The sequence below is a fragment of the Leifsonia sp. fls2-241-R2A-40a genome (assembly GCF_030209575.1).
Lineage (GTDB): Bacteria > Actinomycetota > Actinomycetes > Actinomycetales > Microbacteriaceae > Leifsonia.
The window spans coordinates 766,361-789,981 of the sequence record NZ_JARVRS010000001.1 but is presented as its reverse complement, the minus strand read 5'-3'; the positions used below and the strand labels follow the sequence as shown (position 1 = coordinate 789,981).

Below are 23,621 nucleotides of genomic sequence, written 5' to 3'. Positions count from 1 at the left end.
GATGACCTCGACGATCAGCGCCGACGTCGTCGGCCAGGAGGAGCGGGATGCCGCCGCGGCCGCAGGAGTCGCGGTCGACAACGCGGGCCTCGCCGTGCTGCAGACGATCCGCGGTTACGGCGTGGACACCGTATTCGGCATCCCCGGCACGCACAACCTCGAGTTCTACCGCCACCTTCCGCGTCTCGGCATCCACGCGGTCACCGCACGGCACGAGCAGGGCGCCGGCTACGCCGCCGACGGGTGGGCGCAGCGGACGGGCCGTCCAGGAGTGGTCATCACCACCTCCGGCCCGGGGCTGCTGAACGCTCTGTCGGCCGCGGGCACGGCGTACTGCGAGTCGCGCCCGCTCATCATCCTGTCGCCGGGGGTCGCGCTCGGCGCGGAGTTCGCCGACGTCGGCACGCTGCACGAGACGAAGGACGCCACGGCCGCGAGCGGAGCGATCGTCGAGTGGAGCCGTCGCGTCACGACGGCCGCCGAGGCGGTGGAGGCGGTGCACGACGCGTTCCGGATGTTCCGGACCGGGCGTCCGCGCCCCGTGCACGTCGAGATCCCGCTGGACGTGCTCGAAGGGCCCGCCGACGTTCCCGGCGCCGACCGCGAGCCGCGTCCGCATCCCGGACTCCAGAGCGCCGACGGCCACCTGGTGGCGCGCGCGGCGGCCCTGCTGGCGGGAGCATCCCGGCCCGCCATCGTCGTGGGCGGCGGGTCCACCCGCGCGGGCGCGGCCGTCACCGCCCTCGCGGAGCGGTTGGGGGCGCCTGTCGTCAGCACGCTCAACGGCAAAGGCGTCGTCGCCGAGTCGCACCCGCTGGTGGTCGGAGCCGAGTTGCGTCTGGGCGCGGCGCGGGACGTCGTGAACGGCGCCGACGCGGTGCTCATCGTCGGGGCGAAGGTCGGCGAGGCCGAGCTGTGGGGCGGGGTGATCGCGCCGCAGGGAAGCGTCATCCGGGTCGACATCCTCGCCGGTCAGGGCCAGAAGAACGTGGCGTCCGACGTCGTGCTCGTCGGCCATTCCGAGGCGGTGGTGCCGCAGCTGCTGGATGCTGTCGGCGCCGGTACGCGCGGGGCGTGGCTCGACCTGGATGCCGTCCGCGCAGACTGCGTCGAGCAGGCGCGCGCGTTCGACGAGGTCACGGATCGGGCCGCCCGCCTGATCGCGGCCGAGCTGCCGGCCGCCGCGGTGGTGGCGGGCGACTCCAGTCAGATCACCTACCTGGGGATGGCGAGCGCGGTGCGCCAGGACGAGCCCCACGCCTTTTTGTACACGCCGGCCTACGCGACCCTCGGCTACGGGCTGCCCGCGGCGATCGGCGCCGCGGTCGCCGAGTCGCAGCGCGGCGCCGACCGGCGGCCGGTCGTGTGCGTGGCCGGCGACGGCGCGCTCATGTTCGCGATCCAGGAGCTCGCGACCGCGGTGGAGCAGCGGCTCGACCTGACCGTCATCTGCTACGAGAACGGCGGTTACGCCGAGATCCAGCAGAACGAAGCGGACCGCGGCATTGCACCGATCGGCGTGCGGCTGGCCCAGCCGGACTGGGCCGCGCTCGCCGACGCGTTCGGCGGCCGCGGGTGGCGCGTCCGCGAGCGGAGCGACCTGGCCGCGATCCTGGCCGAGGCGCAGGGCGCGGGCGGAGTGAACCTCGTCCACGTTCCGGCGGAGCTGTTCGCCTAGCGTCGCATCCCACGGATTCCGGCGAAGTCAATCGGTGCCGCCCGCACGAGGCGGGTGATTGCGTAGGGCTCACGCTTCGCAGGACCGATCATCGGGTCCTGCTCGACGAGAAACGGACGCATCATGTCGGCACGTAACACGGTAGTTCGCTCACTGCACGATCTCGGCCTTGCCGCCTGGTTCGGCGGCACCCTGATGGGAGCGGTGGGCCTCAACGGCGGCGCCGCCGAGGCCAAGGATCCCACGGAGCGCCTGCGGCTGTCGTCCGCTGGATGGGCGAAGTGGGCACCGGTCCAGCTCGCGGCGATCATCGTGCACGGCGTCGGCGGTGTCGGCCTGATCGTCGGCAACAAGGGCCGGCTTGCGGCGCAGCCGGAGGCACGCGGCAACACCATCGTGAAGCTCGCCGTCACCGGTGTCGCCGGCGCGGCGAGCCTCTACTCGGCGATGCTCGGCAAGACCATCGGTGAGAACGCGCAGCAGGGTGCCGACGGCGTGACAGAGCCGGACGCCACTGCATCGCAGAAGCTGGCCTCCGCCCAGAAGCAGCAGCGCATCCTGCAGTGGGTGCTGCCCGCTCTGACCGCTGTGCTCATCGTCATGGGCGCTCAGCAGGGGGAGCAGCAGCGCCCCGTGGCCGGTTTCCTGCAGAAGCTGACCCGCCGCTCCTGATACTTCTCATCTTCGGGTCGGGGATCCGTGAATCGCTCCTCAACGTCGTCTACTTCGTCTGCGGCTACTGCCAGGTGCAGGCGCCGCAGAACGTCATCAAACGCTCCCACCGGTTCACGCTGTTCTTCCTCCCGCTGTTCACCTTCTCCACCCGCTACGTGAACCAGTGCACCAACTGCGGTGCAGAGACGGCGCTGACCGCCGAGCAGGCCCAGCACTCGCTGACCTGGAGCGCCGGGCGGCGCTGAGCGTCACTCCGCCGATCGCTCGGCGGACGGACGCCGCCGCAGGGTCGCGTCGGCGACCTCCGGTCCGCGGTACACCATGTCCATCGCCCCGATGCTCTCGCCGGGCGGCACGATGGCGTCGATGCGGTCGAGGACGTCATCCGACAGCGAGACCTCTCCTCCGGCCAGGGTGTCCTCCAGCTGCTCCATCGTCCGCGGTCCCGCGATCGCCGAAGTGACGCCGGGATGCGCGATCACAAAGGCCATCGCCAGGTGGGTCAACTTCACGCCCACCTCGTCGGACAGGGCGATCAGTTCCTCGACAGCCGACAGCCGGCGCTCGTCGCGGAAGTGGCGCATCCCGGTCCGGGATGAACGGAAGTTGTCGTTCTCCTGCCCTGCGCGGTAGCGGCCGGTCAGGGTGCCACCGGCGAGCGGGCTGTAGACCAGCGTCCCCATGCCGTAGCGCTGTGCCACCGGAAGGATCTCGCGCTCGATCTCCCGATCGAGGATGGAGTAGTTGGGCTGCTCGGTGCGGAACCTCTCGTATCCCCGGCGTACCGACATCCACTGCGCCTCGACGATCTCTGAGCCGCGCATGGAGGAGGTACCGATCGCCCGGACCTTGCCCTGACGGACCAGGTCGGTCAGCGCCGAGAGGGTCTCGTCGATGTCGGTGTCGGGGTCCGGCCGGTGCAGTTGGTAGAGGTCGATGTGGTCGGTCTGCAGGTTCCGCAACGATCGCTCCACGGCCTGCATGATCCAGCGGCGGGAGGCGCCGCGATGGTTGATGTCGTCGTCGACCGGGCCCCAGAACTTCGTGGCGAGCACGACGTCGTCGCGTCGGCCTTTCAGTGCCTCACCGACCACCTCCTCCGAGTCGCCGTACCGGTCGGCGGTGTCGATGAAATTGATTCCGCCGTCGAGGGTCCGGTGGATGATGCGGATGCCCTCCGCGCGGTCGGGGTTGCCCAGCGAGCCGAGCATCATCGCGCCGAGCGCATAGGGGGTGACTTTGATGCCGGTACGGCCGAGAGTGCGGTACTGCATGAGGGGCTCCTGTCGTAGGATGAGGGAAGCGGAACAGAATTCCGTTTGTGTAAACGGAACAGCGTTCCGCTTACGACGTTACACGCACGACGCCCCGATCGCCAGAGGAGACCGCCATGGCCGCCGCCCCTCGCCAGAGGGCTGACGCCCGCAAGAACGTCGTCACGCTGCTCGAGGCCGCGAAGGCGGTGTTCGCGGAATCGGGCGTGGATGCGCCGGTCCGCGCGATCGCGTCCCGCGCGGGCGTCGGCGTCGGGACCGTGTACCGGCACTTCCCGCTGCGGTCGGACCTGATCTCGGCCGTGTTCACCCACGAGATCGACGCGTGCGTCGACGCCGCCGCGGAGATCGAGGCGAACTTGCCCCCGGGTGAGGCTCTCGACCGCTGGATCATGCGGTTCACCGAGTTCGTGGCGACCAAGCGCGGACTGGCCGGCGCGCTGCACTCGGGCGACCCCGCCTACGAGCCGCTCGCGGAGTACTTCTCCACCCACCTCGCTCCGACGCTCGAGCGGCTTCTCGCCGCGGCGAAGGTGTCCGGCGACATCGAGCAGGATGTGGATCCGACCGAGCTTCTCGGCGCGGTCGCGACGCTGTGCCATGGCGACGCCGGCGCCGACGCGATCCCTCCCCGTGCCGAGCGGATGGTGCGCCTGCTGCTCGCCGGGCTGCGCGCGCCGGTGGATGCGTGACTCCGGGCCGACCCGGGGCCTGACTCAGCGCGTGCCGCGCGGCCGGCGGCGACCGACCAGGGTGGCGGCGACGCCGGTGAGAACGGCGAGAAGGGCCAGTACGAGGGCAGGCAGCACGTCGGACCCCGTCCCCGCGAGGCCGGTGTCCGATCCTCCGCTGTCCGTCCCGCCGCCGTCAGCAGGCGGCGGTGTCGGTGTCGGCGTCGGAACCACCGAGCCGCCGGCCTCGACCGTGACGGTGACCGTCGTCGTCGCGCACAGGTCCGGCTCGCCGACGGCGCAGATCGTGTACTCGAAGACGTCGTCGCCGGTGAAGCCGGCGTCGGGGACGTACGTGGCGACACCGCCCGTGAACGACACCGTCCCGTGCGCGGGCGCCGAGGTCACTACCGGCGGGTCGACGCTGCCCGCGTCGTTCCCGGTGACCTCGATCGCGACCGGGGTGCCCTCGGTCGTGGTGGCCGCGTCGGGCCGGGCGATCGGGAGGACCTCCACCTGCACGACACCGGTGGTGCAGAGCATCGGGTCCCCGTCGTCGCAGACGATCACCGTGTACTGATCCCGTCCGGCGAAGCCCGGCCGCGGAAGGTAGACGACGGTCCCGTCCTGGTCGACCCGCACGGTCCCGGAACGCGGGGGGATGCCGGCGAAGTGCCGGAGAGTATCACCGGCGTTCGGGTCGCTCGTCTGGAGGACGTCGGTGGCCGGCTGCCCGACGGTGGTCGTCTGCGTGAGCGGTTCGACGACCGGCGGGTCGTTTCCGGGCAGCACCGTGACGGTGACCAGAGCCGAGTCGCACAGGGAGGGCGCGGTGGGCGAGCAGATCCGGTATTGGAAGGTGTCCGTCCCGGTGAAGCCCGGAGCCGGCGTGTACACCGCTGTACCGGTCGCGGGGTCGAGCGTCACGTTCCCGTTCGCCGGGGGGCTGACGACGGCCGCGTCGAGCGTTGCCCCTGCTGTGTCGTTGTCGAGCAGGGGGATGGCGACGGCCTGCCCGGCACGAGTCTCCGCGGAGTCGTCGACCGCACGGGGACGGACGTTGATGATCACGTCGGCCGTGTCGCAGAGCACGGGCGACCCGTTGTCGCAGGCTCGGTACGAGAACGTGTCCACGCCGCTGAAGTCGTCGTCGGCGCGGTAGACGAAGACACCGCCTGCACTGAAGTACAGAGTCCCGTGGGCGGGACGAGTGAGCGCGCGGTAGGTCAGCTCCTGTCCCGCGTCCGGGTCGGTCGCCTGCACCCGGCCCACGGCGAGACCGCCGGTGGTGGTGTCTTTGACGAGGTCCGCGGCGACGGGCGGCCGGTTGATCGGGACGGGCGCCGGCACGACCTGCGTGTCGACGGTGCTCTCGCCCGAGGAGCCGTCGTTGTTCGACGGGTCCGGGTCGGGCGTCGAGGTCGTCCCCCTGACGACGTTGTGCAGGACGCTGCCGACGGGAGCGGTCGCCGTTCCCGAGAATGTGAGGTCGACCGAAGCGTCCGGCGCCATAGTGCCCAGCTGCCAGGTCAGTACTCCGCCGGCGACGGTGGCGGTGGTGGATGCGGGGTCGAGGGTGAAGCCGGCGGGGAGGGTGTCGGCGATCACCACGTCCTCGGCGGCGGACGGTCCGTGGTTCGTCGCGGTCACCGTGTACGTGACGGTGCCGCCGGCGGCGACCGCGGCGGGGCCGGCCTTGCTCACCTCGATGTCGGCGGCGTCGCCGGGGTTCGGGTCGGGCACGCATCCAGGAGAGGAGTCGGGGAGGGTGACGGTACCGCGGACGGTGTTCTGCACCGTTCCCGTCTGAACGTCGAAGATCTGTCCGGCAGGCGCCGTGGACTGGACGACGATCGGATCGTCGGCGGAGTCGCCGATGAACGACCCTTGCACGCTCGTCGGGCCGGTGAACCGGTAGCGCCCCAGCCCGGTCACGATGCCATCGTCGCGGAAACCGGCGGCACCGACGACGCCCGAGGAGGACTGCATCCACGCGCCATTGTTGATGAGCGTCCCGGTCGCGATGACCACTCCGCTGTTGCTCGAGGCCGAACCGGTGTTGGTGATGTCGCCGGTGGTGTTGATGATGCATTCGTTCTCCACCACGCCTGAGCCGTTGACAGTGGCCCCGGCAGAGAAGTTCGCCGTCCCCGTATTACTGAAGAACCCGTTGACGGTGGCGCTGCCGAGAACATCCAGTGTGCCCGAATTGGTGAACGAGACGTCGCTGTTCTCGTTGAGGACGCCGTTCACCCGGAACGTCCCCTCGTTCACGAAGACGCCCGCCGCCGAAGACAGCGAGCCGCTCACGGTGAAGACGCCGCTGGGGGCGATGTGCACGCTGCCATTGCCGTTCATCCCGAACCCGGCGGCCGTGACCGTGCCCTCGGCCTGAAGCGAGAAGCCCGTGTTGACGGTGACGGACGGGAGAGCGAGGGTTGCGCCTGCGGCGACGAGCAGCGCACCTGCCGCATTATTGAGGTAGCTGACGCTGAGCGTGGCACCGGATGCGACGCAGAGAGTGCCTCCGGCGGGCAGCGCATCGACCCCGCCCGTGTAGTCGGAGGCGACGAGTACGGTCTCGCCCGCCGTCACCCGGATGGCGGGGTCGCCGGTGTTCACCGTGCGGGTGGGTGTGGAGCACTGCGACGCGAAGTCCGCGTGGGCGGGCGCAGGGACGGGTTCGGCGAGGGTCAGCGCCGCGGCACCGACCAGGATGGCGACGGCGCCCGCGGCCCAGCGCGCCCGAGCCGGGCCAGCCGTCCTCGTGCCGTTCATCTCCCGCCTCCTCCCGGGCTGACCCGGCCACCCTAACCCTCCGCTCCCCGCTGGGAGAAGAGGGAAAAGCCGAGGGCATGGCGGCGCGAACGCGGTGCCACAATGGCGCCATGACCACACCTGTCCTCCTCATCACCGGAACCTCGTCGGGCATCGGCCTCGCCAGTGCCATCGCTGCCGCGCGGGCCGGCTTCTCCGTCGTCGCGACCATGCGGGACACCGCGAAGGCGGGCCCGCTCCGCGAGGCGGCGGCCGCCGCGGGGGTCGAGCTCGACATCCAGGCCCTCGACGTGACGGTCCCCGCCTCCATCGAGGCCGGTCTGGCGCATGTGGTCTCTCAGTACGGCCGGCTGGATGCGCTGCTCAACAACGCAGGAGCAGGACACGTCGGCACGATCGAAGTCGAGGGCGTGGATGCCGTCCGGGCCGTGATGGAGGTCAACTTCTTCGGGGTCGTCGCGCTGACCGAAGCGGCGATGCCCCTGCTCCGGGAGAGCGGCGGCCGACTGGTGACGGTCTCCAGCGTCGGCGGCGTCGTGGGGCAGCCGTTCAATGAGGCGTACTGCGCGGCGAAGTTCGCCGTCGAAGGGTTCATGGAGTCCCTCACCCCGGTCGCCGGGACCGTCGGGGTGGGTGTCACCGTGATCGAGCCGGGCGCGGTCTCGACCGAGTTCGTCGCCAACGTCGGACTGGACGGGCCGCAGCCGATCGAGCAGACGCCCTACGCCCCGGCGTTCGCGGCCTACCTGCGCCGCACCGCCGCGGCCTTCGACCCCGCGAACGCCCAGCGGCCGGAGCAGGTGGCCGAGGTCATCGTCGCGGCGCTGACCGACGACGAGCCGGCGGCGCGCATCCAGACCTCGGAGGCCGCCCGCCGGTTCACAGGTGTCAAGCTCGCCGACCTGGACGGCAGCGCGGTGCAGAACCTCACCTCCGGATGGGTCGCGACGCCGAGCGAGTGACCGCTGCGTCGCCGGGGCGGCATCCTCACGCTGGACGCGACAGTGTCTCCGGAGTCAGGATGCGTGCATGCGTGAAGTCATCTCCACCGGCGACGCCCCGGGCTCGCCGCTGTTCAGCCAGGCGGTCCGGGTCGGCGATCAGATCTTCGTCTCCGGCATGGCCGGGATCGACGTGGGCACGGGCCGCCCGCCCGGGCCGACCATCCAGGAGCAGACACGTCAGTCGCTCGCGAACTGCCGGGCCGTTCTCGAGGCGGCCGGTGCCGGGCTCGACGATGTGGTCGAGGTGGGAATCCTGCTGGCCGACCCGGACGACTTCGCCGGCATGAACGAGGAGTGGGTCCGTTGGTTCCCCACCGACCCTCCCGCCCGCTACGCGGCGCGGCTCGGCCCCGTGCTCCCCGGCGTGCTCATCTCGATCCGGATGACCGCCGTGCGTTCCTCCTCCGGCTCACGCCCGCAGGCCGCAGGGGCTACCGTTGAGGAATGACCCCGCCTGATTCCGTGGACAGCGAGACCGACACCGCCGAGAACGCGACCACCTTCTCCGACCTGGGGCTGGACGCCGCCGTCCTGAAGGCTCTGAAGGACGTCGGCTACGAGACGCCGTCCGCCATCCAGGCGGCGACCATCCCGCTGCTGCTGGGCGGCCGCGACGTCGTCGGCCTGGCCCAGACCGGAACCGGCAAGACGGCAGCGTTCGCCCTGCCCATCCTGTCCCGCCTCGACCTGTCCCAGAAGAGCCCGCAGGCCCTCGTGCTCGCGCCGACGCGTGAGCTGGCCCTGCAGGTGGCGGAGGCCTTCGAGAGCTACGCCGCGCACCTGAAGGGTGTGCACCTCCTGCCGGTCTACGGCGGCCAGGGGTACGGCGTGCAGCTGTCGGCGCTCCGTCGCGGCGTCCACATCGTGGTCGGAACGCCGGGCCGGATCATGGACCACCTCGACAAGGGGACGCTCGACCTCTCCGAGCTCAAGTACCTCGTCCTCGACGAGGCCGACGAGATGCTCAAGATGGGGTTCGCGGAGGATGTGGAGACGATCCTCGCCGACACCCCCGACGACAAGCAGGTCGCCCTGTTCTCGGCGACGATGCCCGCGCAGATCCGCCGGATCTCGAAGAAGTACCTCAAGGATCCCGAAGAGATCACCGTCAAGACCAAGACGACGACCTCGGCCAACACCACCCAGCGCTACCTCGTGGTGTCGTACCCGCAGAAGGTCGATGCGCTCACGCGCATCCTCGAGGTGGAGAACTTCGAGGGCATGATCATCTTCGTCCGGACCAAGAACGAGACGGAGACGCTGGCCGAGCGGCTCCGCGCCCGTGGCTACTCCGCGGCCGCCATCAACGGCGACGTCGCCCAGGCCCAGCGCGAGCGCACGGTCGACCAGCTCAAATCGGGCAAGCTCGACATCCTGGTCGCCACCGATGTCGCGGCGCGCGGACTCGATGTCGAGCGCATCAGCCACGTCGTGAACTTCGACATCCCGGTCGACACGGAGTCGTACGTCCACCGCATCGGCCGCACCGGACGTGCCGGACGCAGCGGCGCCGCCATCAGCTTCGTCACTCCGCGCGAACGCCGCCTGCTCACCGCGATCGAGAAGGCCACGCGGCAGCCGCTCACCCAGATGCAGCTGCCGAGCATCGACGACGTCAACGTCACGCGGCTCGCCCGCTTCGACGACGCGATCACCGAAGCGCTCGGCCAGGAGGACCGCATCTCGCGCTTCCGCGACATCATCGGCCACTACGTGGAGCACCACGATGTGCCGGAGGCGGATGTGGCCGCTGCGCTCGCCGTCGTGGCCCAGGGCGAGGAGCCGCTGCTCCTGAGCGCCGACGACGCGCTCTCCCAGCGGGTCGAGCGCGACTCCCGCGACGACCGCTCCAGCCGTTCGGATCGCGTAGGCCGTGACGACCGCGTCGGCCGCGGAGACCGCGCAGGGCGGCGGGAGCGGAGCGACAAGCCGATGTCGGCGTACCGCATCGAGGTGGGCAAGCGCCAGAAGGTGGAGCCGCGCCAGATCGTCGGTGCGCTGGCCAACGAGGGCGGCCTGAGCCGCGAAGACTTCGGCCACATCCGTATCATGCCCGACTTCTCGATCGTCGAGCTTCCGGCTGACCTGCCGGGTGACACGCTCTCTCGGCTCTCGGGCACCCGCATCAGCGGGAAGCTGATCGAGCTGCGCCCCGACCGCGGGGCCGGCGCTCGCCGCGAGAACTGGTCCCGCGACGACCGCCCGGCGCGGAAGCCGCGCCACAGCTGACTCAGCGAGACAGACGCGGCCGCCGACGCGTGTCGGCGGCCGCGTCTCGTTCCGTGTGTCAGTGCGCGACCACGGGCTCCGGCGCGGGTGACGCGTCGGCCACCCCGTCGCCGCCCGCGGAGCCTGCCGCGGCCGCCCCGTTCTGGAGCGCTCCGCGACGCCGGTACAGCAGCGCCGTCAGCACGGCGCCGAAGCCGAAGAAGGCGGCGCCCCACCAGTACGCGGTCGCGTAGCTGTGCACGGCGGCCTCCGCCGCCACCTGCGGGGTGGGCGGCAGGTGCGCAGCGAGGTAGTCGGCTGCGGCCGTCGCCGCGAGCGTGTTGAGCAGCGCCGTCCCGATGGAGCCGCCCACCTGCTGGCTCGTGTTGACCATCGCCGACGCCACCCCGGCGAACCGGCGGTCGACGCCGAGCGTCGCCGTCTGGATCGCCGCCGGCATCGTGGAGCCCATCCCGAACCCGAGGATCATGAGCGGTGGCAGCAGGTCGACCGCGTAGTTCGCGGTGACACCGAGATGCGTCAGGTAGAGCATCCCGCTCCCGGCGATCGTCATGCCGATCGGGACCATGACCTTCGGCCCGAACCGCGGAACGAGGATGTTGGTGGAGAGCTGCGCGGCGAGCACCAGCATCACGATCATCGGCAGGAAGCCGAGGCCGGTCTGGATGGGCGTGAACTTCAGCGTGGACTGCAGGTAGTAGGTCACGAACAGGAAGATGCCGAACATCCCGGCGCCGGCGATGAGGATGGCGCTGTAGGAGGCGCCGCGGTTGCGGTCGAGCACGATGGGCAGCGGCAGCAGGGGATGGGCGGCCCGTCGCTGCCAGATCACGAAGGCGATCAGGAGCACCCCCGCGGCGGCGAGGAAGCCCCACGAGAGCGGCGAGTCCCAGCCGTGCGACTCCGCGTTCGAGAAGCCGTACACCAGCGAGAACAGGGCTGCGGAGACCAGGATGGTGCCCGGCACGTCGAGCTTCGGACGCGGCCCGGTGCGCGGCACCGTGGTGACGAAGAAGACCGCGCCGACGATCGCGATGATGGCGATGACGACGTTGATGTAGAGGTTCCAGCGCCAGTCGAGCTGCTCGGTGAGCACACCGCCGAGGAGCAGGCCGACCGCGCCGCCGGCGCCGGCGATCGCGCCGAAGATGCCGAAGGCGCGCGCCCGCTCCTTCGGGACGGTGAAGGTCGTGGTCAGGACGGCGAGGGCCGTCGGGGCGAGGAGTGCGCCGAAGGCGCCCTGGAGCGCGCGGGCTCCGACCAGCAGTCCGAAGGTGCCGGCCGCGCCGCCGAGTGCGGAAGCGCCGGCGAATCCGATGAGGCCGATGATGAAGGCGCGCTTGCGGCCGATCAGGTCGGAGAGGCGGCCGCCGAAGAGCAGGAGGCTGCCGAAGGCGAGCGAGTAGGCGGTCACGATCCACTGGCGGTCGGCGTTCGAGAAGCCGAGGTCGGCCTGTGCCGACGGCAGGGCGATGTTCACGACAGTCGAGTCGAGGACGACCATCAGCTGCGCCAGGGCGACGGTGACGAGGGTCCACCAGCGGCGCGAGGAGGGCGCTGCGGCGTCGGGGGCGACGCTCGAAGGGGAGGGGTTGGTCTGAGGCATGGGGGCAGCCTATACGAAACTCAGCAGTTCCGGATCTCTTTTGTTCAGGAATTAACCTAGACTGTCACTGATGGAAACTTCAGCCCTCGCACCGAAGCTCGGGCGCAAACGGGATCACACCCGCGACCCGGAGATCCTCGAGGCCGCCCTCGAGGTCCTCGCCGAGGCCGGCTACGACCGCATGACCATGGACATGGTGGCCGCGCGGGCCAAGGCCGGTAAGGCGACGGTCTACCGCCGCTGGCCGTCCAAAGCGGAACTCGTCGTGGAGGCCGTGGCCTGCATGAAGAAGGTCGACGTCTCTCCCGAGAACCTGCCCGACACCGGCACGCTCCGCGGCGACCTGATCGCGATGATGAAGCCGCACACCATCGTCGACGCCGAGAAGAAGCTCCGGGTCATGGCGGGTCTCGTCTCGATGCTGGCCGAGAACCCTGACCTTGCCGAGGCCGTGAACGCCGCGATCGTCGAGCCGCGCGCCTCCATCAACCGGATGTTCCTGCGCCGCGCGGTCGAGCGCGGTGAGATCCCCGCCGACTGCGACATCGAGCAGCTCGCGCTGGTCGCGCCCTCGATGGCGGCCTACCGCGTTCTCGTACTGCGCACGCCGGTCGACCGCGAGTTCCTGCTCACGATCATCGACGGCATCCTGCTCCCGGCCGTCGGCATCCGGCGGTCGGAGACGACCCCGGCGTAAGGCGGGCAGACCCCGCGGGTACGGTGTGGGAGGTGCAGACCTTCCTGCCCTACCCGTCCTTCGCGGAAAGCGTCCGCATCCTGGACCGAGCCCGCATGGGCAAGCAGCGGGTGGAGGCCCTGCAGGTGCTGCGAGCCGTGACGGTGCCGGGATACGGATGGCGCAACCACCCGGTGGCGAAGATGTGGCGCGGCTACCTTCCCGCGCTGACCAAGTACGCGCTCGAGTCTGCCGACGCGTGGATCGAGCTGGGCCACGCCGACACCGTGAGACCGCAGGTGCTCGAGTTCGCGCCGGAGGTCGCTGACCTCCCTCAGGACGAGCTGGACCTGCCGCCGTGGATCGGCGACCCCGACTTCCACCGCAGCCACCAGTCGAACCTGGTGCGCAAGGACCCGGAGTTCTACGGAAAGCTGTTCCCGGACGTGCCGGACGACCTCCCGTACCTGTGGCCGGGACCCACCCGGGAGGCGGACGGGACGCCGCTTTCCGCCGCCATTGATCGCCCTGACGTGTGAATCCCACAACACATTGCTGTTGGAGTTGCTGAATGGATGGCGCCTACCATCGCGTTGACACGACAACGGCGTGAAAGGGAAAGACTGTGCACTTCAGGTACCTGGGCGACTCCGGCTTCAAGATCTCCGAGATCACTTACGGCAATTGGCTGACACACGGCTCCCAGGTCGAGAACGACACCGCCGCCGCGTGCGTCCGGGCCGCGCTGGATGCGGGGATCACCACCTTCGACACCGCCGACGTCTATGCGAACACGGCTGCTGAGACGGTCCTCGGCGAGGCACTGAAGGGCGAGCGCCGGCAGTCGCTCGAGATCTTCACGAAGGTGTTCGGGCCGACCGGCCCCAAGGGCCACAACGACGTCGGGCTGTCGCGCAAGCACATCCTCGAGTCGATCGACGGCTCGCTCTCCCGCCTGCAGACCGACTATGTCGACCTCTACCAGGCCCACCGCTTCGACTTCGAGACCCCGCTCGAGGAGACCATGCAGGCGTTCGCCGATGTGGTCCGCTCGGGCAAGGCGCTCTACATCGGCGTCAGCGAGTGGACGTCGGAGCAGCTGCGCGCCGGAGCGGCCCTCGCGAAGGAGCTCAAGATCCAGCTCATCTCGAACCAGCCCGAGTACTCGGCGCTGTGGCGTGTGATCGAGGCGGAGGTCGTCCCGACCTCGAAGGAGCTCGGCATCTCGCAGATCGTCTGGTCCCCCGTCGCGCAGGGTGTGCTCAGCGGCAAGTACCGCCCGGGTGCGCCGCTCCCGGAGGGCAGCCGCGCCACGGACCAGAAGGGCGGCGCCGGCGCCGTCAAGCGCTGGCTCACGGATGACGTGCTCACCCGCGTGCAGGAGCTCACGCCGATCGCCCAGGAGCTGAGCCTCACCCCGGCGCAGCTCGCCGTCGCGTGGGTGCTGCAGAACGACAACGTCGCCGCCGCCATCATCGGTGCGTCGCGTCCGGAGCAGGTCGAGGAGAACGTCAAGGCGTCCGGCGTGACGATCCCGGCCGAACTGCTCGGCCGTATCGACGAGGTGCTGGGCGGCGCCATCGAGAAGGACCCGTCGCACACCGCGACCCGTTCGCCGCAGACCCGGGAGGCGTAGCCGGAAGGCATGACGAAGGCGTGACCCTCCGCGCAGCCCATACGATGGCCCGGTGATCGATATCGACGTTCCCTGGTCCGCCGGTCGCTGGACCACCCCTCCGGCCCGCATCGACGAGCAGGACGACCGGCTGGTCGTCACCGCCGTCGAGGGGAGCGACGCGTGGCGGGAGACGTACTACGGGTTCGTCCACGACACCGAGCACGCGCTGCTCGCGCCGTTCGCGGTGGGGACGGCCGTCGAAGTGGAGTTCACGGCTCCCTTCGGCGAGCAGTTCGACCAGGCCGGCGTGTTCGTCCGGGCCGCCGACGACCGGTGGGTGAAGGCCGGCGTCGAGTTCGCCGACGGCATCCTGCAGCTGGGTGCGGTCGTCACCGACGGCCGGTCGGACTGGTCGGTCGCGCCCGTGCCCGAGTGGCTCGACGGCCGCATCCTCGTCCGGGTCAGCCGCGCCGAGGACGCGCTCGTCGTCCGCGCGAGCGTGAACGGGGGACCGCTGCAGTTCGTGCGCCTGCTCCCGTTCGACGGCGCGCTCACTGCAGAGGCCGGTCCGCTCGTGGCCGCGCCGAGCCGCCCGGGCTTCGCGGTGACGTTCACCGCGTGGCGGACGACCGACGCCGACGGAACACTCCACTGACCTCGACCGTGCGCTTCTGCCCCAGCCGCAGCTCCGGCCGGCGGTGCACCGAGCCGCTGGGCCACGCGGGTCTGCACCGCAAGGACGGTCTGATGTGGTCCGACCTGACGGCCGATCCGCCGCGGTGCGACGGCTCCGGTGCGGCAGGATCACCGGCCGCCACCCTGCCGGACGGCTTCCCGGGCGGCCGCGCACTCTGCCCGGTCTGCCTGCGCTTCGTCGGGCTCGACGCGGAGGGTCGCCTCGTCGAGCACGACACGAGCGACGCCTCCGAGTCCGAGCTCGAGGCCGCCCAGGCGCGGGAGTGGTTCAACACCCACGGCTGGTGACGCCCGCCCGCACCCCTAGCCGTGGCCCGGCGGTGTCCCATACCCTCCAGCTGTGGATCTTCACCTCAGCAGCACGCACGCCGTCGTCACCGGAGCGAGCAGGGGGATCGGGCTCGCCATCGTCCAAGCCCTCCTCGCGGAGGGAGCGACGGTCACCGGAATCGCCCGGAAAAGCACGCCCGAGACGGCCGCGCTGCACGAGCAGGGCGGGTTCCGCCTGGTGGAGGCGGACCTGAGCACCGACGACGGCATCCTCGCCGCGGCAGCGCAGCTCGAGGGGCCGGTGGACATCCTCGTCAACAACGTCGGTTCGGCCCCGCCGCGTCCGGGCGGCTTCCCCAGCATCACCGACGAGCAGTGGTCGAACACCTACCAGCTGAACGCGCTCGCCGCGGTGCGGACCACCCGCGCTCTGTTCGACCGCATCCCCGACGGCGGGTCCATCGTCAACATCGCGTCGGAGAACGCCATCCTCGCCGACCCGCTCGTCATGGACTACAGCGCGGCGAAGGCCGCGCTCCTCAGCTTCACCAAGTCGCTCTCGAAGGAGGTCGGCCACCGCGGCATCCGGGTCAACTCCATCAGCCCCGGCCCGGTGGCGACGGACCTCTGGCTCGGCACCGGCGGCGTCGCCCAGACGGTGGGTGCGGCCACCGGAGCCGACCCCGATCAGGTGCGCAAGGGCGCGGAGGACTCCATGGTGACCGGGCGCTTCACCCGGCCGGAGGAGGTGGCCGCTCTCGCCGTCATGCTCGCCAGCCCGTTGCTCGGCAACCTCACCGGCGCAGACGTCGTCATCGACGGAGGACTCCGCCAGACGATGTGACCGCCCTCACGGCTGCACGATCGGGAACCGCTCGACGCCCGTCACGCGCAGCAGGTCGAGCTTCGCCGCATCCTCGCTTCCGGGCACAGCCGTGTAGACGACGATGCGGAGGTCGCCGTCGGGCACCGTGAGGACGTCGCAGTCGACGGTGATCGGCCCGACCACGGTATCCGTCATCGTCTTGCGGCTGGACCGGTGGGCGGCGACGCGTGCGTCGGCCCACCGTCGTTCGAACTCCGGAGAGTCCGCGCGCAGTCGGGCGATGAGGCGGGCGAGGTCCGGGTCGTCCGGGTACCGGCCGTGGGCCTGGCGCAGGTCGGCGACGAGATCGCTGGAGAACTCCTCCTGGTGGATGTCATCGAACTCGACCGTCGAGTGGCCGCGCACGAAGTGCCGCCAGACCAGGTTGCGTTCCAAGCCTGTCAGTTCGGACGGGTCTTTCAGGAGGGCAGCCCACAGCGGGTTCCAGAGCAGGAAGTCCCACGAGGCGCTGAAGACCGCGAGCGGCACATCCCCGATCCGGTCCAGGATGCGCTGAACACCGGGCGTGAGATGGCGCGGCATGCGGGCATCGGGCGACGGCAGGGCGCCCGCGACGCGGAAGAAGTGGTCCCGCTCTTCGCGGGTCAGCCGCAGCGCCCGGGCGAGCGCGCCCAGGAGTTGAGGCGACGGATTCGTGGCCCGGCCCTGCTCCAGCCGCACGATGTAGTCGACGCTCACGCCGGCGAGCGCGGCGAGCTCTTCGCGGCGCAGGCCCGACGCCCGACGCCCGGGGCCCGCGGGCAGGCCCACCTCGACCGGGTCGACACGGTCGCGCCACGACCGCAGCACCGCTCCGAATTCGTTCACGCGCCTCATCGTACGTCCGCGCGCGGCGCCCATCCTGGTACTGCCGGTACCCCCGTCGGCCGGAGCCTGGGCGTTCCAGCGGCCCACGGGGAGGATCGAAGACATGACCACGACACTCATCACCGGAGCCAACCGCAGTCTGGGCCTCGAGACGGCCCGACGACTCCTCGAAGCGGGCCACACCGTCTACGCCGGGATGCGCGACCCCGCCACCGGCGACGCCGCGCGCGAACTCGGGGCCATCCCCGTCGCGCTCGATGTCACCGACCAGCAGAGCGTGGAGGCGGCGATGGCGTCGCTTCCCGCGCTCGACGTCCTCGTGAACAACGCCGGGATCCTCGGGGATGCGCTCCATGGTGTCGACGACCTGGATGCGCAGGCCATGCTGCGAACGCTCGATACGAACGTGCTCGGGGTGGTCCGGGTCACCCAGGCCGCGCTTCCGCTGCTGCGGCGGTCCGGCAGCCCGGTCATCGTGAACGTCGCCTCCGGCGTCGGCTGGCCGCGGTGGCTGTCCGCACCCGGTCACGACGAGTACCCGGTGCGGGGGATCCCGTACGCGACCTCCAAGGCTGCGGTCATCGCGCTGACGGTGCAGTACGCGAAGAACCTGCCCGAGTTCCGCGTGAACGCCAGCGACCCCGGTTACACCTCCACCGAGTTCAACGGGTTCAACGGGCACCAGACCGTCGAGCAGGGGACCGACGCCACCGTGCGGCTCGCCACGATCGGCCCCGACGGGCCGACCGGGGAGTTCCACAACCGCGACGGGCGCATCGAGTACTGAGCCGGCGCCCGAGACGCACCGGATTCACCGGACCCGAAGTCGGAGGCTCCGGGTACGATGCCCGCATGTCCATCGAGGTGCTGCCCGCCACCGGCCGCTGGGACGACTTCGCATCGTTCATGGTCCCGCGGAAACCCGGGGGAGGCGGCTGCGTCTGCATGTCGTACCGGCAGGCACGGCTGGGGATGCCGGAGCGCATCCAGTACATGCACGACGAGTGCACGCGCGAACCGGGGCCGGGCGTCCTCGCGTACGTCGACGACCGAGTCGCGGGTTGGTGCTCGGTCGCGCCCAAGGCGACCTACGCCCGGCTCCTGCGGTCGCGCACCATCCCGCACCTGGACGAGGATCGCGACCCGTGGTCGATCGTCTGCTTCGTGGTGCGCGCGGGCTTCCGCGGGCGCGGTCTCATGCACGAACTGTTGGACGGTGCGGTCGAGCACGCCCGCGAATCCGGCGCGACCATGGTCGAGGGGTATCCGGTCGACACCGACGGGCGGGTGGATGTCATCAGCGGCTACGTGGGGACCGTGTCCCTCTTCGAGTCGCACGGCTTCGCCCGCCGCACGATCACGGAGGCGCACTCCGGCGGGGCGACCCGCTGGCTGATGCGGCGCGAGCTGGGCTGAGGCGACCGCCGCGGTCGTCCGCCTGTCGTCAGCCCGTCGTCAGCGGGCGGAGATCGCCCTCAGCGTCCCCGGCGGGAGGCCGAGCGTCCACTCGCAGACGTCGGCGACGAAGTGCGCGTGCGCCGGGTGGGTCAGGTCGTCGCCGCTGTTGACGTACGAGCCGCCGCCGTCGACGGCCATCAGGATGCGGATGCTCGCGGCCTCGGGGTCCACCGCCGCGAACTCTCCCGCGGCCACGCCGTCCTCGATGATCGTCCGGAGCCGCGCGCGGTCGAGCCTGTCCTGCGAGGTGAGGGTGACATCCAGCGACGGGGTGAAGCGCGAGAGGTGGCGGGCGTTCAGCCACAACCGCGCGAGCGGCAGCGATGCGCCGGTCTCGATGTGGTGGACGAAGTGCGCCAGCCGTTCGACCGGCGGTCCCGAGGTGGGGAAGAACCGCTCGCGCTCGATGGTGGCGGCCCGGACGAACGCCTCGTCCACGAGGTCCTCGGCGGCGGGGAAGTAGTGCGAGATCAGGCCGGGGCGCACGCCGAGCCGGGTGGCGACGGCGCGCAGAGTGATGCGCTCGAGGCCCTCGCCGATCGCGATCGCCGCGGCTGCGGACACGATCTCCTCCCGCCGCTCCCCGGGTGGTTTCCGGGAACGGGGAGGCGGCACGCTTGACTCCATGGGTCCCATGCTATTGAATGACTGACCAACAGCCTATTGGCCGCATGACCAACAGCGAGGGAGCTGGGTCAGGAGAGGAACCCCATGTCCGAAGCGCGGACCGGCACCGAACACTTCGTGGACGCGTCGACGCAGCCCGAGACCCGTGGCATCGAGGTGATCAGCGACAGCGAGCGGCACGGCCGTGCGCGCGACCTGTTCTTCGTGTGGGCGGCGCCGGGCGTCAGCATCCTGAACTTCACGATCGGTGCCACCCTCATCCTGCTCGGCCTCGAGATCTGGCAGGCCTTCGCGGTGATCGTCGTCGCCTCGCTGCTCTGGGTCTTCCCCGGGCTCATCGCGGGGAGCGGGCCGGCCGCCGGCACGTCCGGCTCGGTCGTGACGCGCGCGATGTACGGCATCATCGGCAACAAGCTCTTCGTCGCCTTCGTCGGCTGGTTCATCGGAGCGGTCTTCCTGTCGCTGACCTGGCTCGCCTCATCGTTCATGGGTGCGGACCTGCTGCGCCGTATCGGGCTCGACGACCCGGTGTGGGTGCCGATCGGTGTGACCATCGTCGTCTCCGCCATCACGATCCTGGTCGCGATCTTCGGGCACGGGCTCATCCTGCGCATCTACCCGGTGATGGCCATCGTGCTGTTCGCGATCTTCGTGCTGGTGTCAGCGTTCATCCTCCCCACGGTCAACTGGCAGTACACGGCGCCCGAGCCGCTCGGGGGAGTGCCGCTCTGGTCGGCCCTCTCGATCGGCTTCACGATCCTCGCCTCCACGCCCCTGTCGTTCATCAACAGCCCGGACATCGCGCGCTACCTGCCGCGGTCGACGAAGCCATCGCACATCGCGGCCGCGACGGCGTTCGGCGGCGCCATCCCGTTCGTCGTCTTCACCGCGGTGGGAGTGCTCCTCGCGACCGGGCTGAAGGCCTCCGCCTTCGACGCCGGAATCGATGTGGCGCTGTTCGACCTGCTGCCGGGCTGGCTCGGCCCGCTGCTCGTCATCGGCGTGGTCGTCAACACGATCGCGCTCAACGCGATGACCACGTACACGTCCAGCATGGCGCTGCAGGCGATCGGCTTCCGGCTCAAGCGCATCCCGGCGGCGATCATCGTCGGACTGGTCGGCACCGCTCTGACCATCTACCTCGTGCTCTCCTCGAGCCTGCTCGAAGCGGCGAACCTGATGCTGCAGTTCCTCGTCATCGTGTCCGGGCCGGCGATGGCCATCTATGCGGTGGACGTGATCCAGCGCCGGTACGTCTACGACAGCGTCGACCTGTTCGATACCGGTCGCGGCGGACGGTACTGGTTCACAGGCGGCTGGAGCATTCCCGGGATCGTCGCGCTCCTCCTGGGAGGGCTCGTCACGGCGCTCTGCCTCTCGACCGACGTCTGGACCGGCCCGATCGGGCAGGCGCTCGGCCACGTCGATCTCTCCGTGCCGGCAGGGATGACGGTCTCCGCCGCCGTGTACGCACTGTTGAGCCGCACCCGGCTCGGAAAGGAGGGGCGGCTGTGACCGACCTCGACCAGACGACCCTTTACCGGAACGGCCGCGTCTTCACGGCCGACGCGAATCCCGAGCGGGCGTGGGCGACGGCGTTCGCCGTCACCGGAGACCGCATCGTCTGGGTGGGCCGGGACGGCGACGACGCGCCGGCCGCCGACCGGGTCGTCGAGCTGGAGGGACGTCTCGTCCTGCCCGGGTTCACGGACGCGCACACGCACCTGCTGATGATGGGAGCCGCGCTCGGGCAGGTGTACCTCACCGGGGCACGGAACCTCGAGGACATTCAGCGGCTGCTCCTCGAGGCCCGGGAGGCCGACCCGGCCGCGACGGTGCTGCGCGGGCGGGGCTGGCTGTTCGACGCGGTGCCGGACGGCGCGCCGACTGCCGCCATGATCGATGCGGTGATCTCCGACATCCCCGTCTACCTGGATGCGAACGACTACCACTCGTGCTGGGTGAATGCCGCAGCCCTCACCGAGCTCGGCATCACGCGCGACACCCCCGACCCGATCGGCGGCGAGATCGTGCGCGACGCCGACGGTGAGCCGACCGGGCTCCTGCTGGAGACCGCGGCCACCCAGTACGCGTGGGCGCAGCGCGACGCCGCCACCACCGACGCGGACCGGGATGCGCAGGTCGAGCGAACGCTCGCCGCGTACCTGGCGACCGGTGTCACCGGCGCGGTCGACATGGCGATGGACGAGTTCGGCCTGGCCGCGCTGCAGCGTGCGCAGGACCGCCGCGGCGGAGTGCTGCCCATCCGCGTGGCGGCGCACTGGCTGATCACGAACACCGGCGACGACGAGCAGAACCTGGCGCAGGTCGCCGAGGCCGCGCGACGTGCTGCCGATCCGTCGACCCCGTGGCTCCGCGTCGTCGGGATCAAGCTCATCCTCGACGGGGTGATCGACGCGTGCACCGCCGCCATGCGGCAGCCGTACGCGAACGGTTCGAACGCGGACCCGATCTGGCCGCTGGAGCGGCTCGCCCCCGTCGTGGCCGCCGCCGATGCGGCCGGCCTGCAGATCGCGCAGCACGCCATCGGCGACTTCGCGAGCCAGCTCGCACTGGATGCGATCGAGCAGGCCGTCGCGCAGAACGGCGACCGTCCCCGCCGGCACCGGATCGAGCACCTCGAGTACGCGGCGCCGGGAACAGCGGAGCGGATGGCCCGGCTGGGCGTCACGGCGTCGATGCAGCCCGTCCATGCCGATCCCGCGATCTTCGACAACTGGGTCGCGATGCTGGGCGACGACCGGGTCGAGCGGGCGTTCCCGTGGCCGGAGTATGAAGACGCCGGCGCGCTCCTCGCGTTCTCGACCGACTCGCCCACAGCGCCGCATCAGGCCCTCGCGAACATGTACGTCGCGTCGACGCGGGCCTCGGCGCTGGTGCCCTCGGTGGCCGCGGTGCAGCCGCAGTTCGCTCTGCCGCTGGAGCGCGCGATCGCCCACGCGACCCGGGATGCGGCCGCCTCCGTCGGCGACGGAGGATGGCGCGGACGGATCGCGCCAGGATACGCGGCGGATGCGGCCATCCTCGACGCCGACGTCTTCGAGCGCGGTCCCGCCTCCCTGCTCGACGCCCGGGTGGTCGAGACGATCGTCGCGGGGCGGACGGCGTACCGGGCCTAGGAGCCGGACTTCCGCCGCCGCGGGGCCGCCGAACGCGGCGGGTTCGCCCGCATGTGGTCCCTGACCTTCGCCAGCACGCGTTCCAGGTCGACGATGTCGGCGCGGGTCAGGGAGGCGAAGAGGAGGTCGTCGAGCACCGCGATGTGGCCGGGGAACACGGTCGCGAGCACCGCTCGGCCGGCGTCGGTGATCGTCACGACGACACTGCGTTCGTCGTCGCGCGAGGGTGCCCGGGTGACCAGGCCGCGCTGCTCCAGCACCTGCGCCTGATACGTGAGTCCGCTTCGGCTGTAGACGACGCCGTCGGCCAGGTCGGTCATGCGGTGGCTGCCCGTGGGGGAGTCGCCGAGCCGTGCCAGCAGTTGGAACTGCACGTAGCTGAGGTCGCCGGCGTCGCGCAGCTGCTGCTCGACGGTGTGCTTCAGCAGGCTGCTCGTCTCGATCAGCGCGAAGTAGGCGCCGAGTTGGACGGGATCGAGGGGCGGCGGCTTCGCAGGCATGCGTCCATCCTAGTTGCTTCGAACTCGAAGCAGTGCTACCGTCATGCGCAGATGCTTCGAATTCGAAGCACGCGACGGAAGAGGACATGATGAAGGCAGTACGTTTCCACGAGCACGGCGGTCCCGAGGTCCTGCACTACGAGGAGGCCGAGCAGCCGGTCCCCGGCGCCGGGGAGGTGCGGCTGCGCGTAGCCGCCTCGGCGTTCAACGCGGCCGACAACGGCATCCGGGCCGGCAGCCTGCCGCTCCCGGTGACGCTTCCGCACATCCCGGGCTACGACGTCTCGGGCACGGTCGACGCCCTCGGCGACGGAGTGGAGAACTTCTCCGTCGGGGACGCGGTCGTCGGGTTCCTCCCGATGACCGCCGACGGGGGAGCGGCCGAGTACGTCGTCGCTCCGGCCTCGGTGCTGGCTGCCGCGCCGACGAGCATTCCGCTGGTCGACTCCGCCGCGCTCCCGTCGGTCGGGCTCACCGCCTGGCAGGCGCTCTTCGAGCAGGCCGGCCTCGAGTCGGGACAGCGGCTGCTGGTCGTCGGCGCCGGGGGAGCCGTGGGCGGTTACGCCGTGCAACTCGCCAAGCGGGCGGGCGCCGTCGTCGTCGCGACCGCGAGCCCCCGCAGCCGCGACAGCGTGGCGGCCGCCGGGGCGGACCAGGTCATCGACCACACGACGACCGCACTGCGGGATGCTGTGACCGAGCCCGTCGACGTCCTGCTCAACCTCGCCCCGCTCGAGCCCGAGGAGTTCGCCTCCCTCCTCGACCTGGTCCGCGACGGCGGTGTGATCGTCAGCACCACGGCGTGGATGCCCGCGCCGAGCGACGAGGCCCGCGGCGTCCGCGGCATCGTCCTCTTCGTCCGCAGCGACGCTGGCCAGCTCGCGCAGCTCGTCTCCCTGGTCGACGCGGGGGAGCTGCGGGTGCAGACCGCGGAGCAGGTGCCGCTCAGCGACCTCGCCGCGGTGCACGAGCGGGCAGCGGCGGGCACGCTGCGTGGAAAGGTCCTGGTGGTCCCGGCGGCCTGACGC

General features: G+C 70.8%; 24 protein-coding genes. 18 read left to right on the top strand and 6 right to left on the bottom strand.

From position 1 onward, the window contains the following. Position 1 precedes the first annotated feature (1 nt). From QRN40_RS03830 to QRN40_RS18565, 3 genes are all read left to right on the top strand, one after another. A complete protein-coding gene (locus QRN40_RS03830) occupies positions 2–1,678 on the top strand; it encodes a thiamine pyrophosphate-binding protein (RefSeq protein ID WP_285114157.1) in 1,677 nt (558 codons plus the stop codon). Between the two features lie 123 nt (positions 1,679–1,801). Continuing rightward, positions 1,802–2,350: a hypothetical protein gene (locus tag QRN40_RS03825; RefSeq protein ID WP_285114155.1), complete on the top strand. Its 549-nt coding sequence runs from the start codon at positions 1,802–1,804 to the stop codon at positions 2,348–2,350. Positions 2,351–2,424: 74 nt separating this feature from the next. Beyond that, positions 2,425–2,598 carry a zinc ribbon domain-containing protein gene (locus QRN40_RS18565; RefSeq protein ID WP_502878894.1) on the top strand — a complete coding sequence of 58 codons (174 nt, stop codon included), beginning with the start codon at positions 2,425–2,427 and terminating at the stop codon, positions 2,596–2,598. 3 nt (positions 2,599–2,601) lie between these two features. Here the strand turns inward: QRN40_RS18565 and QRN40_RS03815 are convergent, their stop codons facing one another. Further along, complete coding sequence (locus QRN40_RS03815) at positions 2,602–3,627, bottom strand: aldo/keto reductase (RefSeq protein WP_285114153.1); 1,026 nt, start codon at positions 3,625–3,627, stop codon at positions 2,602–2,604. Positions 3,628–3,743: 116 nt separating this feature from the next. Between QRN40_RS03815 and QRN40_RS03810 the strand changes: the two genes are divergently transcribed. Continuing rightward, on the top strand, positions 3,744–4,319 hold the full coding sequence (locus QRN40_RS03810; RefSeq protein ID WP_285114152.1) for a TetR/AcrR family transcriptional regulator: 576 nt from the start codon (positions 3,744–3,746) through the stop codon (positions 4,317–4,319). 24 nt (positions 4,320–4,343) lie between these two features. Here the strand turns inward: QRN40_RS03810 and QRN40_RS03805 are convergent, their stop codons facing one another. Continuing rightward, positions 4,344–7,076 (bottom strand): Ig-like domain-containing protein, encoded by a 2,733-nt coding sequence (locus tag QRN40_RS03805; protein WP_285114151.1) that lies wholly within the window; start codon positions 7,074–7,076, stop codon positions 4,344–4,346. Positions 7,077–7,186: 110 nt separating this feature from the next. Here QRN40_RS03805 and QRN40_RS03800 point away from each other — a divergent pair, with 110 nt between their 5' ends. From QRN40_RS03800 to QRN40_RS03790, 3 genes are all read left to right on the top strand, one after another. Continuing rightward, a complete protein-coding gene (locus QRN40_RS03800) occupies positions 7,187–8,038 on the top strand; it encodes an SDR family NAD(P)-dependent oxidoreductase (protein WP_285114150.1) in 852 nt (283 codons plus the stop codon). Positions 8,039–8,105: 67 nt separating this feature from the next. Next, the gene (locus QRN40_RS03795; RefSeq protein WP_285114149.1) at positions 8,106–8,528 is read left to right on the top strand and encodes a RidA family protein; all 423 of its coding nucleotides are present in this window, start codon (positions 8,106–8,108) and stop codon (positions 8,526–8,528) included. Further along, positions 8,525–10,309 carry a DEAD/DEAH box helicase gene (locus tag QRN40_RS03790; RefSeq protein WP_285114148.1) on the top strand — a complete coding sequence of 595 codons (1,785 nt, stop codon included), beginning with the start codon at positions 8,525–8,527 and terminating at the stop codon, positions 10,307–10,309. Before QRN40_RS03795 ends, QRN40_RS03790 begins: the two co-directional genes overlap by 4 nt. A gap of 58 nt (positions 10,310–10,367) precedes the next feature. Here QRN40_RS03790 and QRN40_RS03785 read toward each other — a convergent pair whose 3' ends face one another. Next, complete coding sequence (locus QRN40_RS03785; protein ID WP_285114147.1) at positions 10,368–11,915, bottom strand: MFS transporter; 1,548 nt, start codon at positions 11,913–11,915, stop codon at positions 10,368–10,370. Between the two features lie 70 nt (positions 11,916–11,985). Here QRN40_RS03785 and QRN40_RS03780 point away from each other — a divergent pair, with 70 nt between their 5' ends. From QRN40_RS03780 to QRN40_RS03755, 6 genes are all read left to right on the top strand, one after another. Then, complete coding sequence (locus QRN40_RS03780) at positions 11,986–12,612, top strand: TetR/AcrR family transcriptional regulator (protein WP_285114146.1); 627 nt, start codon at positions 11,986–11,988, stop codon at positions 12,610–12,612. Positions 12,613–12,644: 32 nt separating this feature from the next. Then, complete coding sequence (locus QRN40_RS03775; protein WP_285114145.1) at positions 12,645–13,130, top strand: MSMEG_6728 family protein; 486 nt, start codon at positions 12,645–12,647, stop codon at positions 13,128–13,130. 86 nt (positions 13,131–13,216) lie between these two features. Continuing rightward, the gene (locus tag QRN40_RS03770; RefSeq protein WP_285114144.1) at positions 13,217–14,227 is read left to right on the top strand and encodes an aldo/keto reductase family protein; all 1,011 of its coding nucleotides are present in this window, start codon (positions 13,217–13,219) and stop codon (positions 14,225–14,227) included. 55 nt (positions 14,228–14,282) lie between these two features. Beyond that, positions 14,283–14,864, top strand: a complete 582-nt coding sequence (locus QRN40_RS03765; RefSeq protein WP_285117435.1) for a DUF1349 domain-containing protein — start codon at positions 14,283–14,285, stop codon at positions 14,862–14,864. Then, the gene (locus tag QRN40_RS03760; RefSeq protein WP_285114143.1) at positions 14,828–15,193 is read left to right on the top strand and encodes a hypothetical protein; all 366 of its coding nucleotides are present in this window, start codon (positions 14,828–14,830) and stop codon (positions 15,191–15,193) included. Before QRN40_RS03765 ends, QRN40_RS03760 begins: the two co-directional genes overlap by 37 nt. Before the next feature lie 52 nt (positions 15,194–15,245). Beyond that, the gene (locus tag QRN40_RS03755) at positions 15,246–16,019 is read left to right on the top strand and encodes an SDR family NAD(P)-dependent oxidoreductase (protein WP_285114142.1); all 774 of its coding nucleotides are present in this window, start codon (positions 15,246–15,248) and stop codon (positions 16,017–16,019) included. Positions 16,020–16,025: 6 nt separating this feature from the next. Here the strand turns inward: QRN40_RS03755 and QRN40_RS03750 are convergent, their stop codons facing one another. Then, positions 16,026–16,868 (bottom strand): helix-turn-helix transcriptional regulator, encoded by an 843-nt coding sequence (locus tag QRN40_RS03750; protein ID WP_285114141.1) that lies wholly within the window; start codon positions 16,866–16,868, stop codon positions 16,026–16,028. Positions 16,869–16,971: 103 nt separating this feature from the next. On the opposite strand from QRN40_RS03750, the gene QRN40_RS03745 reads away from it, so the two are divergent. Together QRN40_RS03745 and QRN40_RS03740 are read left to right on the top strand one after the other, a co-directional pair. Next, on the top strand, positions 16,972–17,655 hold the full coding sequence (locus tag QRN40_RS03745; protein WP_285114140.1) for an SDR family NAD(P)-dependent oxidoreductase: 684 nt from the start codon (positions 16,972–16,974) through the stop codon (positions 17,653–17,655). A 65-nt stretch (positions 17,656–17,720) separates the two neighbouring features. Further along, entirely contained in the window at positions 17,721–18,284 is a 564-nt protein-coding gene (locus tag QRN40_RS03740; RefSeq protein ID WP_285114139.1) for a GNAT family N-acetyltransferase, read from the top strand. A 39-nt stretch (positions 18,285–18,323) separates the two neighbouring features. Here the strand turns inward: QRN40_RS03740 and QRN40_RS03735 are convergent, their stop codons facing one another. Next, positions 18,324–18,890, bottom strand: coding sequence for a TetR family transcriptional regulator (locus tag QRN40_RS03735; protein WP_350224751.1), 567 nt, complete (start codon positions 18,888–18,890; stop codon positions 18,324–18,326). A gap of 147 nt (positions 18,891–19,037) precedes the next feature. Here QRN40_RS03735 and QRN40_RS03730 point away from each other — a divergent pair, with 147 nt between their 5' ends. Further along, positions 19,038–20,468 carry a purine-cytosine permease family protein gene (locus QRN40_RS03730; RefSeq protein WP_285114137.1) on the top strand — a complete coding sequence of 477 codons (1,431 nt, stop codon included), beginning with the start codon at positions 19,038–19,040 and terminating at the stop codon, positions 20,466–20,468. Further along, positions 20,465–22,093, top strand: coding sequence for an amidohydrolase (locus QRN40_RS03725; RefSeq protein WP_285114136.1), 1,629 nt, complete (start codon positions 20,465–20,467; stop codon positions 22,091–22,093). The genes QRN40_RS03730 and QRN40_RS03725 overlap by 4 nt, the downstream gene beginning before the upstream one ends. Here QRN40_RS03725 and QRN40_RS03720 read toward each other — a convergent pair. Further along, on the bottom strand, positions 22,090–22,593 hold the full coding sequence (locus QRN40_RS03720; protein ID WP_285114135.1) for a MarR family winged helix-turn-helix transcriptional regulator: 504 nt from the start codon (positions 22,591–22,593) through the stop codon (positions 22,090–22,092). The genes QRN40_RS03725 and QRN40_RS03720 overlap by 4 nt on opposite strands. An 89-nt stretch (positions 22,594–22,682) precedes the next feature. Between QRN40_RS03720 and QRN40_RS03715 the strand changes: the two genes are divergently transcribed. Further along, positions 22,683–23,618 carry an NADP-dependent oxidoreductase gene (locus tag QRN40_RS03715; protein WP_285114134.1) on the top strand — a complete coding sequence of 312 codons (936 nt, stop codon included), beginning with the start codon at positions 22,683–22,685 and terminating at the stop codon, positions 23,616–23,618. Positions 23,619–23,621 lie beyond the last annotated feature (3 nt).

Excerpts from the sequence above, each read along its gene's own strand:
- QRN40_RS03715 (WP_285114134.1), top strand. The coding sequence starts at position 22,683 with ATGAAGGCAGTACGTTTCCACGAGCACGGCGGTCCCGAGGTCCTGCAC.
- QRN40_RS03780 (WP_285114146.1), top strand. The coding sequence starts at position 11,986 with ATGGAAACTTCAGCCCTCGCACCGAAGCTCGGGCGCAAACGGGATCAC.
- QRN40_RS03800 (WP_285114150.1), top strand. The coding sequence starts at position 7,187 with ATGACCACACCTGTCCTCCTCATCACCGGAACCTCGTCGGGCATCGGC.
- QRN40_RS03720 (WP_285114135.1), bottom strand. The coding sequence starts at position 22,593 with ATGCCTGCGAAGCCGCCGCCCCTCGATCCCGTCCAACTCGGCGCCTAC.
- QRN40_RS03785 (WP_285114147.1), bottom strand. The coding sequence starts at position 11,915 with ATGCCTCAGACCAACCCCTCCCCTTCGAGCGTCGCCCCCGACGCCGCA.
- QRN40_RS03740 (WP_285114139.1), top strand. The coding sequence starts at position 17,721 with ATGTCCATCGAGGTGCTGCCCGCCACCGGCCGCTGGGACGACTTCGCA.
- QRN40_RS03815 (WP_285114153.1), bottom strand. The coding sequence starts at position 3,627 with ATGCAGTACCGCACTCTCGGCCGTACCGGCATCAAAGTCACCCCCTAT.
- QRN40_RS03825 (WP_285114155.1), top strand. The coding sequence starts at position 1,802 with ATGTCGGCACGTAACACGGTAGTTCGCTCACTGCACGATCTCGGCCTT.
- QRN40_RS03810 (WP_285114152.1), top strand. The coding sequence starts at position 3,744 with ATGGCCGCCGCCCCTCGCCAGAGGGCTGACGCCCGCAAGAACGTCGTC.
- QRN40_RS03830 (WP_285114157.1), top strand. The coding sequence starts at position 2 with ATGACCTCGACGATCAGCGCCGACGTCGTCGGCCAGGAGGAGCGGGAT.
- QRN40_RS03745 (WP_285114140.1), top strand. The coding sequence starts at position 16,972 with ATGACCACGACACTCATCACCGGAGCCAACCGCAGTCTGGGCCTCGAG.
- QRN40_RS03795 (WP_285114149.1), top strand. The coding sequence starts at position 8,106 with ATGCGTGAAGTCATCTCCACCGGCGACGCCCCGGGCTCGCCGCTGTTC.
- QRN40_RS03805 (WP_285114151.1), bottom strand. The coding sequence starts at position 7,076 with ATGAACGGCACGAGGACGGCTGGCCCGGCTCGGGCGCGCTGGGCCGCG.
- QRN40_RS03790 (WP_285114148.1), top strand. The coding sequence starts at position 8,525 with ATGACCCCGCCTGATTCCGTGGACAGCGAGACCGACACCGCCGAGAAC.
- QRN40_RS03730 (WP_285114137.1), top strand. The coding sequence starts at position 19,038 with ATGTCCGAAGCGCGGACCGGCACCGAACACTTCGTGGACGCGTCGACG.